Consider the following 16,956-nt stretch of genomic DNA (forward strand, 5'->3'; position numbering starts at 1 on the left):
TGGGGGCGGGGCAGCGGCTCATGGCTGCGGCCTCCGGTCGGTCGTCACGTACTGCGTGATGGCGGGCGTGGCCGGCCGCATCTGCAGCTGGTCCTTGGCCAGGCGCTCGACCCGCAGCGGCGTGGCCTGCGCGCGCTTTTCCACCTGCAGGCGCTCGTGCTCGATCTCCAGCCGACGGGCTTCGCCCTGCGCGCGCTCGATCTCCGCGTAGAGGCGGCGCGAGTCGTACTGCACCTGCACCAGGTACATGGCGCTGAGCATCACGCCCAGGAGGAGCACGAGGTTCAGGCGCATCATGCGTCCGTCCTCTCGGCCACGCGCAGGATGGCGCTGCGAGCACGGGGGTTGGCCGCCACTTCGGCGGCCGACGGCTTGATGCGGTCCAGGGCGCGTAGCTTCATGGCGCGCGGCGCGGCGAACGGCACGCGGCGGTCGACGACCTCGCGCGAATGCTTCACGACGAACTGCTTGACGATGCGGTCTTCCAGCGAATGGAAGCTGATCACCACCAGTCGTCCTTGCGGCTGCAGGATCTCCAAGGCGGCCTCTAGCGCTTCCTGCAGCTCTTCAAGCTCGGCGTTGATGAAAATCCGAAGAGCCTGAAATGTGCGCGTTGCAGGATCCTGGCCCGGCTCGCGGGTTTTGACCGCGCCAGCCACGAGCTGGGCCAGCTCGGCGGTGGTTGCAAGAGGGCCCCGTTCCTGTCGGCGAGCCACAACCGCCTTTGCAATCTGAACAGCAAACCGTTCTTCGCCGTAGTCACGAATCACCTCCGCGATCCGGCCCTGCTCGGCCGTTGCAAGCCAGTCGGCCACGCTCTGTCCACGCGTGGGGTCCATGCGCATGTCCAGCGGTCCGTCGTTGCGGAACGAGAAGCCGCGCGACGGGTTGTCGATCTGCGGCGAGCTCACGCCCAGGTCCAGCAGCACGCCCGCCACGCTCGCCGGCGCGAGCTCGCCGATTTCGCGAAAGCCCTGGTGCCGGATGGAAAAGCGCGGGTCGGCGATGCGCGCGGCCTCGGCCACCGCCTCGGGGTCCTTGTCGAACGCGATCAGGCGTCCCTGCGCCGCCAGCTTCGACAGCAGCAGGCGCGAGTGCCCGCCCCGGCCGAACGTTGCGTCGACGTAGGTTGCATCCGGCCTGGTGATGAGCGCTTCGATCGCTTCGTTCAACAGGACGGTGGTGTGTTGCCATGTGGTTTCCACCGCCTGCGATCAGAAAGAGAAATCCTTGAAGACGTCGGGCATCTGTCCGCGCATCGCTTCGGCCTCCTTGGCCTCGTACGTGGCCTTGTCCCAGAGTTCGAAGTGGTTGCCCATGCCCAGCAGCATGGTCTCGCGCTCGATGCCGGCGGCGGCGCGCAGTTCAGGAGAGACGAGAACGCGGCCGGTGCCATCGAGCTCGACGTCCATCGCGTTGCCCATGAAGATTCTCTTCCACCACTGGGCGTCCATCGGTAACGCTGCGATACGGTCGCGAAATTTTTCCCATTCGGGTCGCGGGAAGATCATCAGGCAGCCGTGTGGATGGCGCGTGATCGTGATCTGGTTGTTCGCCGTCGCCGAGATGACGTCGCGGTGCCGGGTCGGCACGGACAGCCGACCTTTGGCATCGAGACTGACGGACGAAGCGCCCTGGAACACCGTTGGACCTGCTGGGTTGTGGACCGGTGCAAACATGGGCTGCGAAGGCAGCTTTCACCACTTAATTGCACTTTTTTGCACTGTAGCAGGAATCGCTTGGAGCGCAAGCTGGCGGCTGTGCGAAATTCCCAATGAAATCAATCACTTACAGCAGTTTTTTGAGCTCTTCGGCAACCAAAACCGCCTTAAATCAACGACTTAGCTGAGCCTATGAAAGTGGTGCATGAAGCCCAGCGGAGCTTTTGTCAGGGGATGTAGCCCAATCAGTCGACCTCGATTCACTGCGGCCGGCCCGCGTCGATCCAGGACTGGGTGTCGCGCATCGCCAGCCGGTAGCGCGCGCAGTTGAACGCCGCAAGGGCCTTCAGTTCGGCTTCCAGGAGGCGGCGAAACTTCTCCCTGTCGGGGTCCGGCAGAGCCAGGCCGGCGATGGCGTCCGCGACGGATCCGCGGTCCCGCACGATCTTCTGCACGGCCTCGTTCAGGGTTTCGCGATTGCGGATCCTGAATGGATCGGGCGATCCCATCGCCTCGAGCACGACCTTGTACCTGGCCTGCGAACGGCGGTAGGTCCAGCTGAACAGGTCGACCGCCATCGAGACGTCGCGGAACTCGTACACGCCCATCATGGCCAGCGCGTAGTCTTCCCGCTCGACGCCGAGGAAGGACAGCGGCGCGTGGTTGTGGAGCATCAGCGGGACGTTGGCCGCCAGGCGACTGACGCGCTTGTTGCCATCCTCGAAAGGCTGCAGGTACGCGAGGTTGACCCAGAGGAAAAAGGCCGCCTCCACCGGGTTCCGGATGTGCCTGGCCGTCTCGATGATGCGGACGAACATTTCCTCCAGCAGTTGCGGGGACTGCGTGGGCACGTATGCGGTGCCGCTGATGTTCACCACCTTTTCGCGGATCGCGCCCAGTGCATTGGCGTCCATCAGCAGGTCCTGCATCAGGACCGCGTGCAGGTTGCGAAGCAGGCCGCTGCTGAGGCCTTGCGTGGGTGCCGCATCGACCAGGAATTCGATGGCCGCCTTGTGGTTGAGCAGCATGACGGCATCCGCGTCGGTGGCGGGCTCGCCGCTCTTGAACAGCTGCTCGGTGTCCAGCAGGGTGTAGCGGTTGCCCTCCAGGTGCGAGGACGACCAGGACAGGTCGATGAGCAACTGCTCCAGGACCTTGCGCGCATAGGTTCCCGCGGGCATCTGCTCGGGCAGCCGGCCGATGTCGGCCAGTTCATCCGCGAGATCGCGAGGCAGCAGGAAGCTTTCGTTGGGCCTGTAGTCGTCGACGAAAGCGCGCCGGTAGGTGACGGGGTCGCGTGCGGTGAGAGGGACCACCAGGCGCTGCCTGAGAGCGAGAGCGGCCTGACTCCAGGGCGGACTCACCCGCTCCTGCCGCACCGGCGTCAGGGCCGCGGCGGGGATGGGCTCCCCCGCCCGGTGCGGCGCAGGCAAGCTCGCCACCTCTGCAGCGTGTGCCGTACGCAGGCGGTACCTCGTGGCCCTCGCCTGCCCGAACTGCTCGACCGCTCCGCTTTCAACGATCCGCGGGAGCACCCGCTTCATCGCCGAAGCGCTCGCCCCGGTCTCCTTCACGAGCTCAGCCGCCGTGAAGTCGGGCAGCCCCCGTCCGGCCAAGGCGGAAGCGGCCTCGAGCAGACGGGTTTCGGTGAGAAGGGGCGGACGGGGCATATCGGCTCGCGTATCGAACCGATTTTAACAAGTTTCGATCCGATATCAAATATCAGATCGAATTACTTTGAACTGATCCGAACTGATATCCGATTTCGAACCGATATTCAGCAGGCGCTAGAGGATGTACCGGGACAAGTCTTCGTCGCGGCTGAGCGCGCCAAGCCGCGCGTCGACGTACGCGGCATCGATGGTGACGGTCTGCCCGTCCAGCCGGGTGGCCTCGAAACTCACCTCGTCCAGTAGCCGCTCCATCACGGTGGCGAGGCGGCGGGCACCGATGTTCTCGGTGCGCTCGTTCACCTCGTAGGCGATGTGGGCCAGCCGTGTGATGCCCTCGGGCGTGAATGCCAGCTGCACGTTCTCGGTGGCAAGCAGTGCCTGGTATTGCTTGACCAGCGAGGCGTGGGTGCTCGTGAGGATGGCCTCGAAGTCCTGCACCGACAGCGACTGCAGTTCCACGCGGATCGGCAGGCGGCCCTGCAGCTCGGGGATGAGGTCACTGGGCCGGGACAGGTGGAAGGCGCCGCTGGCGATGAACAGGATGTGGTCGGTGCGCACCGGCCCGTACTTGGTCGACACGGTGGTGCCCTCCACCAGCGGCAGCAGGTCGCGCTGCACGCCCTGGCGCGAGACGTCGGCCCCGGCGTGCTCGGCGCGCGAGGCCACCTTGTCGATCTCGTCGATGAAGACGATGCCGTTCTGCTCGGCGCTCTGGATCGCCTGAGCCTTGATCTCGTCCTCGTTGACCAGGCGGCCCGCCTCCTCCTCGACCAGCAGCTTCATCGCTTCAGCGATCTTGAGCTTGCGCGTCCTGCGGCGCTGGCCGCCGAACTGGGAGAACAGGCCGCGCAGCTGCTCGGTCATCTCCTCCATGCCGGCCGGCCCCATCACCTCCAGCTGCGGGCGCGCCTCGGCGACGTCGATGTCGATCTCCTTGTCGTCGAGCTGGCCCTCGCGCAGCTTCTTGCGGAACGACTGCCGGGCCGTGCTGTCGGCGGCCACGCCGGGCACCAGCACGTCGAGGATGCGGTCCTCCGCGGCGTCCTCGGCGCGGGAGCGCACCTTGCGCATCTCGGCCACGCGGGTCTGCTTGACGGCGATCTCGGCCAGGTCGCGGACGATCGAGTCCACGTCCTTGCCGACGTAGCCGACCTCGGTGAACTTGGTCGCCTCCACCTTGATGAAGGGCGCGTCCGCCAGGCGAGCCAGCCGGCGCGCGATCTCGGTCTTGCCTACGCCGGTGGGCCCGATCATCAGGATGTTCTTGGGCGTGATCTCGGGACGCAGCTTCTCGTCCACCTGCTGGCGGCGCCAGCGGTTGCGCAGGGCGATGGCCACGGCCCGCTTGGCATCGGCCTGGCCGACGATGTGGCGGTCCAGTTCGGACACGATCTCCTGGGGGGTCATGCTGCTCACTCCAGCACCTCGATCGTGTGGTTCATGTTGGTGTAGATGCAGAGTTCGCCGGCGATCTCCAGCGATTTCTTGACGATGTCGCGCGCGCCCAGCTCGGTGTTGTCGAGCATCGCGCGGGCTGCGGCCTGGGCGTAGGCGCCGCCGGAGCCGATGGCGACGACGCCCAGCTCGGGCTCCAGCACGTCGCCGTTGCCGGTGATGATGAGCGAGGAGTCGCGGTCGGCCACGGCCAGCATGGCTTCCAGGCGGCGCAGCACGCGGTCGGTGCGCCAGTCCTTGGTGAGCTCGATGGCCGAGCGCACGAGGTGGCCCTGGTGCTTCTCGAGCTTGGCCTCGAAGCGCTCGAAGAGGGTGAAGGCGTCGGCGGTGGCGCCGGCAAAGCCCGCCAGCACCTTGTCGTGGTAGAGCTTGCGCACCTTGCGGGCCGAGCCCTTGATGACGACGTTGCCCAGGGTCACCTGGCCGTCGCCCCCGATCGCCACCTGCCAGCGGCCGTCAGCGGCCTGGCGCCGCACGCTGATGATGGTCGTGCCGTGAAATGATTCCATCGGCGGCAAATGGGGCCGCGGGTGCCGAATGCAAGCGCGGGGCTTCAGTCCCGCCGGGCGATCACCCGGGCATGCTCGCTGATGCCGATGACGTTGTAGAACGCCGCCACCAGGCGGTGCACGTCGACGAACTGCAGCTGCCGGCCCTCGGCCTCGCGCGCGCTCGCCCAGTTGAGCAGGGTGCCGGCCGCGGTGAAGTCGATGCGGATGAGCCGGGCGCAGTTGATCACCATGATGTCGGCGCCGGCCAGCTTGCCATCGAGCAGGTCGATGGCGTCCTTGGCCTCGCCCAGGATCTGTCCGGCCAGCTCGACCGACGCCACATGGGCCATCTGCGAGGACAGCCCGGCGGCCATCGTGTCGCCGTAGCCGAGGTTGGAGGTCAGCGAATCGTGGAAGGCGTCGCCGATGATGGTGTGGCCAGCGATAGCCGTGCCGTCGGCCTGCAGCGGCTTGTACTCGCAGCGGCTGCTTTCCCACGACGGCGGCGAGACCTCGTAGGTCACGCAGTAGTCCAGCGCAACGAGTTCGAACTCGTCGGGACGGTGCATGACGCGCAGCAGTTCCATGCGCAGCTTCCACCACGCCGGATCGACGCCCTTGTCGCCCGAGGGGGTGGCGGCGCGCAGCAGGTTCTCCAGGCTCTCGGCACCGACGAAGCGCAGCTGCACCGGCTGCGAAGCCCACTGGTTGAACAGCCGGGCCAGGCCTTCGATCGCCGGCTCCTCGATGTTCGCCAGGCGCGTCCAGGCGAGCCGCCAGGGCTGCGGGAAGCGAGCCAGGGCGGCATTCAGCGCCGCCAGCGTCTGCGTGCCCAGGCTGGAGGGGCAGGTCCAGTCGGCCGCGAAGGCGCCGCCCGCCGCTGGGGCGGCAGTGCCCATCTTGCCCACCGCCTCCGGCAGGGAAATCCACTGCGGCGCCGAGCGGTCGAAGCGGCTCGCGAAGTCGATGGCCGCGCTCTCGAAGCGGTCCTGCTGGCCGGTGGCCCGGTACAGGTCGAACAGGGCCAGCCAGGTCTCGTCGTGGTCGATGCGCGAGCCCCCGGGGCGCAGCACCTCCATCAGGCCGGCTTCGGCACCGGCATCGTCGCCGTTGGCGAAGCGGATCGCGGCCTCTTCCAGTTCCGGGTCATGGGCGAATTCCTCCACGTCGATCGCTATCAATTTGGAGGTGGAGAAGCCGCTGCTGGGCGTGATGGAGTCCGGCACGGCGCCGACGCGCGCGGTGGCCGGCGCCGGGGTTGCAGGCGCAGGAGCCGGCGCGCGCGCGGCCACGGCGGGCGCCGGGGTGGCATCCCACTCCAATGGCGCGAGGTCCGGCGCCTTCTCGGGCGCGGGCGACGGCGTCGCCGCCGGCAGCGGAGAAGCCGGCGTGTTCAGCGGCGCCGGTGTCGTGCGAAGGTAGGTCGTGGCCTGCGCAGGGCGGGCGGGGGCCAGGGGCGGAGCGGCACGCACGGCACCCTGCTCGCTTCCCACCGGCGGCCGGATGGACTCCGGCGGCACGCTGGAGGTGGGGAAGGTGCTGCTGCCGGTGCGCATGCCGTCGGTGCCATGCTTGGTCTTCCACCACTGCATGGACATCTGCGCCTCGATCTCGTCGATCTTCTTGAGCGTGCTGGCGCGGTCGTCGGGCTTGGACGGCATGGAGCTCTGGAAGAACGAGGGGCGCGCCGCCGGGTCCTGGCCCGCCATCACCTCGCTGCGGCGCATCTTGCGCAGCATGTCGAACTCGCGCTTGCGGACGAAGTCGTTGCGCCGCTTGCGTTCGATCATCTCCTTGAGCATCTGCTTGGAGTAGGAGCTCTCCTGCTCCGAATCCGGCCCGCCCTCGGACCAGCTCGAGGCCGGGTTGCGGACGAACTTGACGACCTTGGAGAAAAGACCGGAGCTCTCGTCCTTGGGCATGTGCTCGGGGGCTCGGCGGGTACTGCTGCGGCGGAAAGGAAAGCGGCGTCAGTCGCCGAACATCTTCTGCTTGAGCTCGCGGCGCTGCTGCGCCTCCAGCGAGAGCGTGGCCGTCGGGCGCGCCAGCAGGCGGCCCACGCCGATCGGCTCGCCGGTCTCGTCGCAGTAGCCGTAGTCGCCCGCGTCGATGCGCCCGATGGACTGCTCGATCTTCTTGAGCAGCTTGCGTTCGCGGTCGCGCGTGCGCAGTTCGAGGGCGTGTTCCTCCTCGATGGTGGCGCGGTCGGCCGGGTCCGGCACGATGACGGTGTCCTCGCGCAGGTGCTCGGTGGTTTCACCGGCGTTGTTCAGGATGTCCTGCTTCAACTGCACCAGCTTGCTTCGGAAGAACGCCATCTGCTTGTCGTTCATGTATTCCGAATCGGGCATCGCCAGCACCTCGGCATCGGTCATTTCCTCGGCCGGCTTGGTTTTCCAGTTGTTGGCGAGCTTCGGGTCTCTCTTGACGTTGACGAGGGGGGGAGGTGTGAGCACGGCTGAAGAGGGGGTCTGGATGTAGCTCGCCTTGGGCGCGGTGGACGCGACCGACTGCGCCATCGAGGGCACGGTGATCTGCGCCAGCCGGGCCGACGGCTTGGTGGCTCGCACGGGCGTGGCCTGGGCCTGCGCCGCGGTGGGACGCGGCGGCATTGCCGAAGTGGGCGCCGGCGCCGGAACTACGGGGGTTGGTCGGGTGTTCGCCCGGGGGGCCGCGACGGGTGCGGCGACCTTGGGGGCGGCGATCGTGTTTTTCTTGGCAGTCGCCTTGGCTGGCGCGGCCGCCTTTTTGACGGGTGCCGCCTTCTTGGGCGCGGCTTTCGCGGGCGCCGCCTTCTTGGCAGTCGCCGCCTTCTTCGGGACCGCCGCCTTGGCGGGGGCCTTGGTGGTCTTGGCCGGTGAAACCTTCTTCGCGGGCGCCTTGGCGGCCGGCTTGGCGGTCTTGGCCGGGCTCTTGGCCTTGGCCTTGGGAGCCGCCTTCGCGGTCTTTGCCGGCGCCTTGGGTTGGGGTTTCACGTCCTGTCTCCTCGCAGCGCCGGCTCGGGGATGCGTACTCCCGGCAAGCGTCGTTTGTCTGGGGTGGCCTTCATCGGAGCGAGTTATACCCTGATTGTCGGGCTCGACACGCCGTGATTTCGCGTTCGCACGCCCTGCGTGGGGCGTGCTTTCGCCCGTGGACAGCGGCCTGTCGAGGGGAAACCCCATCATTTGCAAAAGCGAGACAATCATGTGGCCGGTTTCCTCTTCCCTGGACCGCGCGAGCCTAACTCAAGCGCGGGGGAGCCCCGCGACGCGCGGCTCGGAGGCGATCAGGCCAGGCACTGCTCCAGCCCCTGGAGGAAGATGTCGCGCGGCAGGTCGATGCCGATGAACACCATCTTGCTCATACGCTGCTCGCCCTCGGCCCAGTTGGGCCCCAGGTCGCTGCCCATCAGCTGGTGCACGCCCTGGAAGATCACCTTGCGCTCGGTGCCGTTCATGTTCAGCACGCCCTTGTAGCGCAGCATCCGCGGGCCGTAGATGTTCACCACGGCACCCAGGAAATCCTCGAGCTTGGCAGGGTCGAAAGGCCGCTCGGACCTGAAGACGAAGCTCTTGACGTCGTCGTCGATGTGATGGTGGTGGCCATGGCCTTCGTGCGCGTGCGAGGGATGGTCGCAGTGCTCGCCGTGCTCATGGTCGTGGTGGTCATGACCCTCCTCTTCCTCCTTGAGGAAGTCCGGATCGATGTCCAGCTTGGCGTTCAGGTTGAAGCCGCGCAGGTCGAACACCTCCTTGATCGTCACGTCGCCGAAATGCACCGCCTTCTGCGGCGCACGCGGGTTCATGTGCTTCAGGCGATGCATCAGCGCGTCGGTCTCGTCCTGGGCCACCAGGTCGGTCTTGCTGATGAAGATCTGGTCGGCGAAGCCCACCTGCCGGCGCGCCTCCTGGCGGTCGTTCAGCTGCTGGGCCGCGTGCTTGGCATCCACCAGCGTCAGGATGGAGTCCAGCAGGTAGGTCTCGGCGATCTCGTCGTCCATGAAGAACGTCTGGGCCACCGGGCCGGGATCGGCCAGGCCGGTGGTCTCGATCACCACGCGGTCGAAATCCAGCAGCCCCTTGCGCTTCTTGGCAGCCAGCAGCTGCAGCGTGGCGCGCAGGTCCTCGCGGATGGTGCAGCAGATGCAGCCGTTGCTCATCTGGACGATCTGCTCCTTGGTCTCGGTGACCAGGATGTCGCCGTCGATGTTCTCTTCGCCGAACTCGTTCTCGATGATGGCGATCTTGTGGCCGTGGGCCTCGTTGAGCACGCGCTTGAGCAGCGTGGTTTTGCCGGACCCGAGGAAGCCGGTGAGGATGGTGGCGGGGATGAGGCTCATGGCGTGGGTCTTTCGCGGGAGGCGGGAGTTTAGCGGTCATCGGCCGGCCCTGCCGGCTGCGCAGGAAGCCAGCTCATCGGCGGACGACCACCAGCCCCTTCAGGTACTCGCCCTCGGGGAACACCAGGGTCATCGGGTGGTCGGGCGCGCCGCCCAGGCGCTGGGTGACGAAGCCGTCCACGCCCGCGTCGATGCCTGCCGACGCCACGATCTTGTGGAACAGGTCGGCGCTGATGCCGCCCGAGCACGAGTAGGTGAAAAGCACTCCCCCCGGCTCCAGCAGCTTGAAGGCCAGGCGGTTGATGTCCTTGTAGGCCCGTGCGGCGCGCTCGGCGTGCGCCACCGTGGGCGCCAGCTTGGGCGGGTCCAGCACGATGGCATCGAAGCGCCGGCCCTCGTCGGCGAAGCGGCGCAGGCTGGCATTGACATCGGCGTCCAGGAACTGCGCGCGTTCCGCGTCGAAGCCATTCAGGGCCAGGTTGGCGCGGGCGCGCTCCAGCGCCGGACCGGACGAATCGATCGACGCCACCTCGGCCGCCCCGCCGGCCAGCGCCGCCACCGTAAAGCCGCCGGTGTAGCAGTAGCAGTTCAGCACCCGCTGCAGCCCCAGGCGGCGGACGTGCTCGGAGAACAGCCGCCGGCTGTCCCGCTGGTCCAGGTAGTAGCCGGTCTTGTGCCCGGTGGCGATGTCCAGGCCCAGTCGCCAGCCGTGTTCGCGCAGCACCAGCTCGGTCGGCCCCTCGCCCCGCAGCCAGCCCGCCTCCATCGGCAGGCCCTCCAGCGCCCGCGAGCTGGTGTCCGAGCGCTCGTAGAGGCGCGACAGGCCCGTGGCCCGCAGCAGCGCGTCGGCCAGCACCGGCTTCCAGCGCTGGGCGCCGGCCGAGAGGAACTGCGCCACCATGGTGTCGCCGTAGCGGTCGACGATCAGGCCCGGCAGGCCATCGGACTCTCCGTGCACCAGGCGCACGCCGTCGCTGTCGATGGCGAAACGTTCGCGCGCCCGCACGGCGGCCGCGACCGCCGCCTCGAAGAACGCCGGCTCGATGCGCTGGTCGGCGTCGAAGCTCCAGCAGCGCGCCCGGATCCGCGACGCGGGGCTGAAGGCGGCCCAGGCCAGGAAGCTGCCGTCGTGCGCCTCGACGCGCACCGTTTCCCCGGCATCGGCGCCCCCCTTGGCGATGGCCGATTCGAAGACCCAGGGATGGCGCCGCAGCAACGAACGCTCCTTGCCGGGCCGCAAGCGGATGGATTTCATGGCCGCGATTGTCCAACCCCGCGCACAATCGGCATGGAATGGATGAGTTGGTGTACGGAATGAGGTTCCGCCGCTGGCGCGGCTGGTGGGCGCTTGCGGCGTTCGTCGTGGCCCTTCTGCTGGCCGCCCTGCCAGGGCTGGCGCGGGCCGAAGGCACGGTCGTGACCCTGCAGGGGCCCAGCGCCCAGGCTTCGCTCGACTCGGCCGGCCAGTACTGGCTCGATGGGAGCGGAAAGTTCGAGATCGACGCCGTCGCCGGGGACGCGCCCATCGAGTGGGCCGCCACCCGGCCGGGCAACATCTACCCGGTGCGCGCCGGCCAGGCGCTCTGGATCCGCTTCACGCTGGCGGAGCTGGACGACAGCGAGCGCTGGTACCTGGAGATCCCCTACCCCGCCGTGAACCGGGTGACGCTCTTCACGCGGGACCGCCTGGGCCAGTGGACGTCGCGGTCCGCGGGTGACGTGCTGCCAGTCGCGGACTGGCCGCTGCCGCACCGCCACCCCCTGCTGCCGCTGGTGCTCACGCCGGGCCAGCCGCAGCAGTTCTACCTGCAGGTCCAGAACCCCCAGAGCTTCAGTGCGCCGCTGCTCTTCACCAGCGAGCGGCAGCTGATGCTGCAGGAACAGCGCACCGCGCTGGTGCTGGGCCTCTACTTCGGCCTGGCGGGCCTGTCGGTGGTGCTGGGCGGGGCCGTGGCGCTGGTGCTGCGCGACGCCGCGTTCGGCCTGTACGCGCTCGCGGTGGTGATGCTCGCCCTGACGCAGGCCTCGATCACCGGCGTGGCCGGCCTGCACCTGTGGCCCCGGCTGCCCTGGTGGAACGACGTGTCGGTCATGGTGCTGCCCATGGTGGGCATGGCCGCCCTGCTCTGCTTCTTCACGGCCGCGGTCTCCATCGCGCAGCGCTCGCCGCGCGTGAACCGCGCGATGCTCGCCCTGGCCGCGACCAACGTGCTGGCGGCCGCCGCGCTGATGGCGGCCGATCCCTCCTGGCGCTACCGCGTCATGGTGGCGTCCATCGTGCCGGGCATGGCGGTCGGGATCAGCGTGCTGCTGTGGGCGGCGCGGCGCGGCGACCGGCACGCGCTCTGGCTGCTGGTCGGGCTGGCCCCGGTGGCGGTCTGCTCGATGTTCCCGATGGCACGCTCGGCCGGCCTGATCCCCGTGAGCTTCTGGACCACGCACGCCATGCAGATCGCCATCGCGATCGAGCTGCCGCTGCTGCTGGCCGTGCTGGTGGTGCGCAGCCAGGACCGGCGCGAACACCGGCGGCGCCTCCACGGGCTGGAGCGCACCGACCCCGCCACCGGGCTGATCAACGGGCAGGTGTTCCGCGACCGGCTCGCCGGGCTGGTGGCGCGCAGCCAGCGGCTCAAACACCAGGGCGTGGTGCTGCTGGTGGACATCGTCAACATCGAGCAGATCCGGCGCGACTTCGACCGCCGATCGGCCGAGGAGATGCCGCTGCAGGTGGCCGGCCGCCTGCTGTCGGTGGCGCGCGACATCGACAGCGTGGCCCGCCTGTCGGAGCACCGGTTCGGCATGCTGCTGGAGGGGCCGCTCACCGAGGAGGAAGCGGCCGGCACCGGCCCCAAGGTGGTGGCGCGCTGCCTGATGCCGTTCAAGGGCAAGCCGCTCGAATGGGTGGCCCAGGTGCGGGTCGCGCAATCGATCGTGCCCAGCGGCGGCGATGCGCGGACCCTGGTGGGGCGCCTGGAAGCGGCGCTGGCCGCGGTGCCCGCGCAGAGCCGCCGGGCGGTGTTCACGGTCCGCTGAACAGCTTCAGCCGCGCTTGCGCTGCGCGCGCGGATGCGCCGCGTCGTAGGCCTTGGCCAGGTGCTGGAAGTCCAGGCGCGTGTAGACCTGCGTGGTCGCGATGTTCGCGTGCCCCAGGAGCTCCTGCACCGCGCGCAGGTCGCCGCTGGACTGCAGCACGTGGCTGGCGAACGAGTGGCGCAGCATGTGCGGGTGCACCGGCACGGCCAGCCCGGCGCGCAGGCTGCGCTGCTTGAGCCGCAGCCAGACCGACTGCGCGCTCAGGCGCCGGCCCCTCGCGCCTAGGAACAGCGCCGTATCTTCGCCGGCCAGCAGTCCGCGCACCGCCATCCAGCGCTGCAGCGCTTCGATGGCCTTGCGCCCCACCGGCACCGTGCGGCGCTTGCTGCCCTTGCCCAGCACGTGCGCCTCGCCCGATTCCAGGTCGACCCAGCCGCGTGCAGCGTTGCTGGCCACCGCGTCCAGCCCGACCAGCTCGCCCACCCGCAGCCCGCAGCCGTACAGCAGCTCCACCATCGCCACGTCGCGGGTCTCCAGCACCGGATCGGCCTCGGCATCCTGGTGCTCGGCCAGCTGCACCGCGTCGTCCACGCCCAGGGCCTTGGGCAGGGGCCGCGGCGAACGCGGCGCGCGCACGTCCTGCACGGGGTTGCTGGGCACCTGCCCATGGCGGCCCAGCCAGGCGTAGAAGCCGCGCCAGCCGGAGAGGATGAGGGCGATGCCGCGGCCGCTGCGGCCGGCGCCGTGCATCTGCGCGACCCAGCGGCGCACATGCGCGTTCTGCACCTGCAGCAGGGGAATGCCGGCGGCCTGCGCATGCTCCTGCAGCCGGGCCAGGTCGAGCGAATAGAGCTCGACGGTGCGTTGCGCGAGCCGCTTCTCGACCCGGACGTGCTCCAGGTATTTCTCGACCAGGGCCTGGTCGGCGGCCTGCATCGCTACTCGTCGCGAAGGCGGGTGAGCGCGGCGGAGGCGAGTTCCGCGATGCGTTCGAGGAAGTCGGTGCCCATGCCGGCGGAAAAGCGCTGCGGGTCGGGCGAGGCCAGCACCAGCATGCCGAACGCCCTGGAGGCGTTCTGCAGCGCGCCCGCGCGCAGCGGCAGCAGCGCCACCGACATGGCCATCGCCGTGTCTTCCAGCCAGTTGACCGCCTCGAAACCGGAGTTCACGCCGCAGTAAGGCTGGGTGAGCGACGAGGCGAAGCTCTTCGCATCCTCGCTGACGCCGGTGGCGAATGCCTCGTCGGCGAAGTGCGGCGCCACCTCCCAGACCTTGATGCCGACCTGCGGCACCATGAACTGCGACTGGATCTCCGCGGCGATGGTGGCCGGCAGCGCCTGCTGCGAGCGCACCAGCATGATGTTGCGGGCCCAGCGGTGCAGGCGGTCTGCGATGACCACGTTCTCGTTGCCGTAGCGCACCATCTCCATGATGCGGTGCTCCAGCGCCTTGATCTTCTCGCGCAGCATCTCGGCCTGCCGCTCCTGCAGGCTCACCGCGCGGTGGCCGTGCGGGCTGGTCAGCTGCACGGTGGCCAGCATCTGCGCATGGCGCTCGAAGAACTCGGGCGTGTTCGCCAGGTAGTCGGCGATGTCGTCTTCGGTGATGGGGGGGATGCTGGTGGGGTTCATTCTTCGGGTATCTCGATCTCGCCTTCGAACACGGTGACGGCCGGTCCGGTCATGAAGACCGGCGGAACAACGCCCCCACGCTCCTCACTTCGTGTAGGTCGCTGCCCCCCAAGGGGGCTGATGTCGCCTAGGGACGGCCCGGCGGCAACATCGCCGCCGGCCCACTCGATCGTCAGCAGGCCGCCGCGGGTCTGCACGTCCACGCGTGCATCGAGGCGGCCGAGCCGGATGCCGGCCACCACGGCCGCGCAGGCGCCGGTGCCGCACGCCAGCGTCTCGCCGGCGCCGCGCTCCCATACGCGCAGGCGCACGTGGGCGCGGTCGACCACCTGCAGGAAGCCGGCGTTCACGCGGCGCGGAAAGCGCGGGTGGTTCTCGATCTTCGGGCCCTGCGTCGCCACCGGCGCGGTGTCGACGTCGTCGACCTCCTGCACGGCGTGCGGGTTGCCCATCGAGAGTACGGCGACCGGCACGATGGGCGCGTCGGCGCGCGTGTCCAGGGCCAGCTTCCACTTCTGCCAGCCGCCTTCGGGCACCGGATCGAGGCCGGCGGCGTCGAACGGGATGTCGGCCAGCTGGAAGACCGGCGGACCCATGTCCACCGTGACGCGGCCGTCCGGATTGAGCCGGGGCTCGATCACGCCCGAGAGCGTCCTCACCCGCACCGTGTCGCTTGCGATCAGCCCCTTGTCGCGCACGTAGCGCGCGAAGCAGCGCGCGCCATTGCCGCACTGCTCGACCTCGCCGCCGTCGGCGTTGTGGATCACGTACTCGAAGTCGATGCCGGGAGCGGGCGAAGGCCGCACCGACAGCACCTGGTCGGCGCCGACGCCGAAATGGCGGTCGGCCAGCCAGCGGTACTGTGCGGGCGCGAGGTTCAGGCGCTGGCGGGTTTCGTCGAGCACAACGAAGTCGTTGCCCGCGCCCTGCATCTTGGTGAACCGGATCCGCATGGACGGATTATCGGCGCTGCGGGGTCCTTGTCACCCGCCGGTGTGGGCCGGCCGCACCGTTGCACGCGATCCGGCGCGGCGGGAAGTGCTGTAATCCTTCGATGGTCAGAGCCACCCAACTGCTGCATGCCCAGCGCGAGCCGGTGCCCACCCGGCCGGCCGCCACCGTGATCCTGATGCGCGACTCGCCCCAGGGCCCGGAACTGCTGATGACGCGCCGTTCGCCCAAGGCCAGCTTCGCCCCCGGCGCCTACGTCTTCCCCGGTGGCGGCATCGACGCCGCCGACGCCGCCGCCCATGCCGTGGCCGCGCGCCGGCCGGGCCAGGTCGACCTCCATCTCACCCAGGCCATCGCCGCCATCCGCGAGAGCTTCGAGGAACTGGGCGTGCTGCTCGCGCGCCATGCCGACGGCCGCTTCGCCGACCGTGACGACATCGCCGCGCTCGACCGCCACGCGCCGTTCGCACCGCAGTGCCAGGAACGCGGCCTCACGCTCGCCGCCGACCGCGTCTTCCTGCTGGCCCACTGGATCACCGACCGCGACCTGCCGCGCCGCTTCGACGTGCCCTTCCTCGTGGCTCGCATGCCCGACGGCCAGGAGCCGGTGGCCGACGAAGCCGAGCAGTTCGAACCGGTGTGGGTGCGTCCGGCCGACGCGCTGGCGCGCCATAAGGCGGGCCAGTTCTTCATGATCTTCCCGACCATCCGGACGCTGGAGCGCCTGCAGGCCTTCGCCAGCGTGCAGCAGGTGCTGGACGCCTGCGCCGGCGAGCAGCCCCTGTGGACCAGCTGCCCGCGCGCCGGCCTGCTCTCGGGGCAGGAATCGCGCCACATGGAGCACGAGATGCCGTTCGGCGAGCTGGAGCTGGTCTCGCCCGACGGGCAGATCGTCCATGCCCTCGACTGGCAGTGCGAGCGGGCGGTGCCGCTGCTGCGCAACGTGATGCGCCTGACCGCCGGCAATCCGGGCGTGATGACCGGGCCGGGCACCAACAGCTACATCGTGGGCGATGCCGGCACGGGCTACCTGGTCATCGATCCGGGCCCGAACGACCCGCAGCACCTGCGGCGCCTGTACGACGCCACCGGCGGCGACATCCGCACCATCGTCTGCACGCACTCGCATCCCGACCATTCGCCCGGCGCGCGCCCGCTGCAGGCCATGTGCGCGCGCAAGCCCGCGATCCTGGGCCTGCCCTCGCGGCCGACGGCGCGGCCGGGCAGCGTCTTCACCCCGGACCGCGCGCTGGACGACGGCGAAGTGCTGGCCCTGTCCGGCGGCGGCCAGGGGCACCACCTGAAGGTGATCCACACCCCGGGCCACGCGGCCAACCACCTGTGCCTGGTGCTGGTGGAGGACGGCCTGCTGTTCTCGGGCGACCACATCCTCAACGGCAGCACCACGGTGGTCGATCCGCCGGACGGCGACATGACGGCCTACCTCGATTCGCTGGACCGCCTGCGGGCGGCCTGCGCGGAGCACGGCATCGATTTCATCCTGCCGGCCCACGGCCACGTGCTGGGCTCGGCCGCCCAGGCGATCGCGCGCCTGAAGCAGCACCGGCTGCAGCGCGAAGCCAAGGTGATCGCCGCGATGCGCGCCCGGCCCGATGCCACGCCCGACGACTGGGTGCCGCTGGCCTACGACGACGTGCCGCCGCGGATGTGGCCGGTGGCGCAGCGCTCGCTGATCGCGCATGTGCAGCGCATCCAGGCGCTGGGCCTGGTCCGCTGAAC

15 protein-coding genes are annotated in these 16,956 nt (G+C 69.2%); 2 read left to right on the forward strand and 13 right to left on the reverse strand.

The genetic code is table 11. The features are described from left to right. Nucleotides 1–18: 18 nt before the first annotated feature. The 10 genes from ftsL to ASG30_RS19765 form a co-directional block, all read right to left on the reverse strand. A complete protein-coding gene (gene ftsL, locus ASG30_RS19715) occupies nt 19–297 on the reverse strand; it encodes a cell division protein FtsL (protein WP_055900932.1) in 279 nt (92 codons plus the stop codon). Beyond that, the gene (gene rsmH, locus ASG30_RS19720; protein ID WP_055900935.1) at nt 294–1,205 is read right to left on the reverse strand and encodes a 16S rRNA (cytosine(1402)-N(4))-methyltransferase RsmH; all 912 of its coding nucleotides are present in this window, start codon (nt 1,203–1,205) and stop codon (nt 294–296) included. Before rsmH ends, ftsL begins: the two co-directional genes overlap by 4 nt. Before the next feature lie 9 nt (nt 1,206–1,214). Beyond that, nucleotides 1,215–1,643 carry a division/cell wall cluster transcriptional repressor MraZ gene (gene mraZ / locus ASG30_RS19725; RefSeq protein ID WP_055900938.1) on the reverse strand — a complete coding sequence of 143 codons (429 nt, stop codon included), beginning with the start codon at nt 1,641–1,643 and terminating at the stop codon, nt 1,215–1,217. A 278-nt stretch (nt 1,644–1,921) separates the two neighbouring features. Beyond that, the gene (locus tag ASG30_RS19730) at nt 1,922–2,977 is read right to left on the reverse strand and encodes a Fic family protein (RefSeq protein WP_235579845.1); all 1,056 of its coding nucleotides are present in this window, start codon (nt 2,975–2,977) and stop codon (nt 1,922–1,924) included. 471 nt (nt 2,978–3,448) lie between these two features. Next, a complete protein-coding gene (gene hslU / locus ASG30_RS19735; RefSeq protein ID WP_082522208.1) occupies nt 3,449–4,750 on the reverse strand; it encodes an ATP-dependent protease ATPase subunit HslU in 1,302 nt (433 codons plus the stop codon). After that, a complete protein-coding gene (hslV, locus tag ASG30_RS19740; protein WP_055900947.1) occupies nt 4,747–5,298 on the reverse strand; it encodes an ATP-dependent protease subunit HslV in 552 nt (183 codons plus the stop codon). Before hslV ends, hslU begins: the two co-directional genes overlap by 4 nt. A 44-nt stretch (nt 5,299–5,342) precedes the next feature. Next, nucleotides 5,343–7,202 (reverse strand): STAS domain-containing protein, encoded by a 1,860-nt coding sequence (locus tag ASG30_RS19745; protein ID WP_055900950.1) that lies wholly within the window; start codon nt 7,200–7,202, stop codon nt 5,343–5,345. Between the two features lie 48 nt (nt 7,203–7,250). Then, nucleotides 7,251–8,255 carry an RNA polymerase-binding protein DksA gene (gene dksA / locus ASG30_RS22275; RefSeq protein ID WP_156385628.1) on the reverse strand — a complete coding sequence of 335 codons (1,005 nt, stop codon included), beginning with the start codon at nt 8,253–8,255 and terminating at the stop codon, nt 7,251–7,253. A 293-nt stretch (nt 8,256–8,548) separates the two neighbouring features. Beyond that, on the reverse strand, nt 8,549–9,601 hold the full coding sequence (locus ASG30_RS19760; protein ID WP_055900959.1) for a CobW family GTP-binding protein: 1,053 nt from the start codon (nt 9,599–9,601) through the stop codon (nt 8,549–8,551). Nucleotides 9,602–9,674: 73 nt separating this feature from the next. Next, on the reverse strand, nt 9,675–10,856 hold the full coding sequence (locus tag ASG30_RS19765) for a class I SAM-dependent rRNA methyltransferase (RefSeq protein ID WP_055900962.1): 1,182 nt from the start codon (nt 10,854–10,856) through the stop codon (nt 9,675–9,677). A gap of 38 nt (nt 10,857–10,894) precedes the next feature. On the opposite strand from ASG30_RS19765, the gene ASG30_RS19770 reads away from it, so the two are divergent. Further along, the gene (locus tag ASG30_RS19770) at nt 10,895–12,634 is read left to right on the forward strand and encodes a 7TM diverse intracellular signaling domain-containing protein (RefSeq protein ID WP_082522210.1); all 1,740 of its coding nucleotides are present in this window, start codon (nt 10,895–10,897) and stop codon (nt 12,632–12,634) included. 6 nt (nt 12,635–12,640) lie between these two features. Here ASG30_RS19770 and ASG30_RS19775 read toward each other — a convergent pair whose 3' ends face one another. The 3 genes from ASG30_RS19775 to dapF are packed head-to-tail and all read right to left on the reverse strand — an operon-like array spanning nt 12,641 to nt 15,218. After that, nucleotides 12,641–13,570 (reverse strand): tyrosine recombinase XerC, encoded by a 930-nt coding sequence (locus tag ASG30_RS19775; RefSeq protein WP_055900968.1) that lies wholly within the window; start codon nt 13,568–13,570, stop codon nt 12,641–12,643. 2 nt (nt 13,571–13,572) lie between these two features. Further along, on the reverse strand, nt 13,573–14,265 hold the full coding sequence (locus ASG30_RS19780) for a DUF484 family protein (RefSeq protein ID WP_055900971.1): 693 nt from the start codon (nt 14,263–14,265) through the stop codon (nt 13,573–13,575). Further along, the gene (gene dapF / locus ASG30_RS19785; RefSeq protein WP_055900974.1) at nt 14,262–15,218 is read right to left on the reverse strand and encodes a diaminopimelate epimerase; all 957 of its coding nucleotides are present in this window, start codon (nt 15,216–15,218) and stop codon (nt 14,262–14,264) included. Before dapF ends, ASG30_RS19780 begins: the two co-directional genes overlap by 4 nt. A gap of 101 nt (nt 15,219–15,319) precedes the next feature. Here dapF and ASG30_RS19790 point away from each other — a divergent pair, with 101 nt between their 5' ends. Continuing rightward, on the forward strand, nt 15,320–16,954 hold the full coding sequence (locus tag ASG30_RS19790; RefSeq protein WP_055900977.1) for an MBL fold metallo-hydrolase: 1,635 nt from the start codon (nt 15,320–15,322) through the stop codon (nt 16,952–16,954). Nucleotides 16,955–16,956 lie beyond the last annotated feature (2 nt).

Origin of the sequence: Ramlibacter sp. Leaf400, assembly GCF_001424545.1 — a bacterium.
In the GTDB taxonomy this organism is placed as follows: Bacteria; Pseudomonadota; Gammaproteobacteria; order Burkholderiales; family Burkholderiaceae_C; genus Ramlibacter.

Coding starts and splice junctions, on each gene's coding strand:
- ftsL (WP_055900932.1), bottom strand. CDS start 297: ATGATGCGCCTGAACCTCGTGCTCCTCCTGGGCGTGATGCTCAGCGCC.
- hslV (WP_055900947.1), bottom strand. CDS start 5,298: ATGGAATCATTTCACGGCACGACCATCATCAGCGTGCGGCGCCAGGCC.
- ASG30_RS19745 (WP_055900950.1), bottom strand. CDS start 7,202: ATGCCCAAGGACGAGAGCTCCGGTCTTTTCTCCAAGGTCGTCAAGTTC.
- ASG30_RS19760 (WP_055900959.1), bottom strand. CDS start 9,601: ATGAGCCTCATCCCCGCCACCATCCTCACCGGCTTCCTCGGGTCCGGC.
- ASG30_RS19765 (WP_055900962.1), bottom strand. CDS start 10,856: ATGAAATCCATCCGCTTGCGGCCCGGCAAGGAGCGTTCGTTGCTGCGG.
- ASG30_RS19770 (WP_082522210.1), top strand. CDS start 10,895: ATGGATGAGTTGGTGTACGGAATGAGGTTCCGCCGCTGGCGCGGCTGG.
- ASG30_RS19775 (WP_055900968.1), bottom strand. CDS start 13,570: ATGCAGGCCGCCGACCAGGCCCTGGTCGAGAAATACCTGGAGCACGTC.
- ASG30_RS19780 (WP_055900971.1), bottom strand. CDS start 14,265: ATGAACCCCACCAGCATCCCCCCCATCACCGAAGACGACATCGCCGAC.
- dapF (WP_055900974.1), bottom strand. CDS start 15,218: ATGCGGATCCGGTTCACCAAGATGCAGGGCGCGGGCAACGACTTCGTT.
- ASG30_RS19790 (WP_055900977.1), top strand. CDS start 15,320: ATGGTCAGAGCCACCCAACTGCTGCATGCCCAGCGCGAGCCGGTGCCC.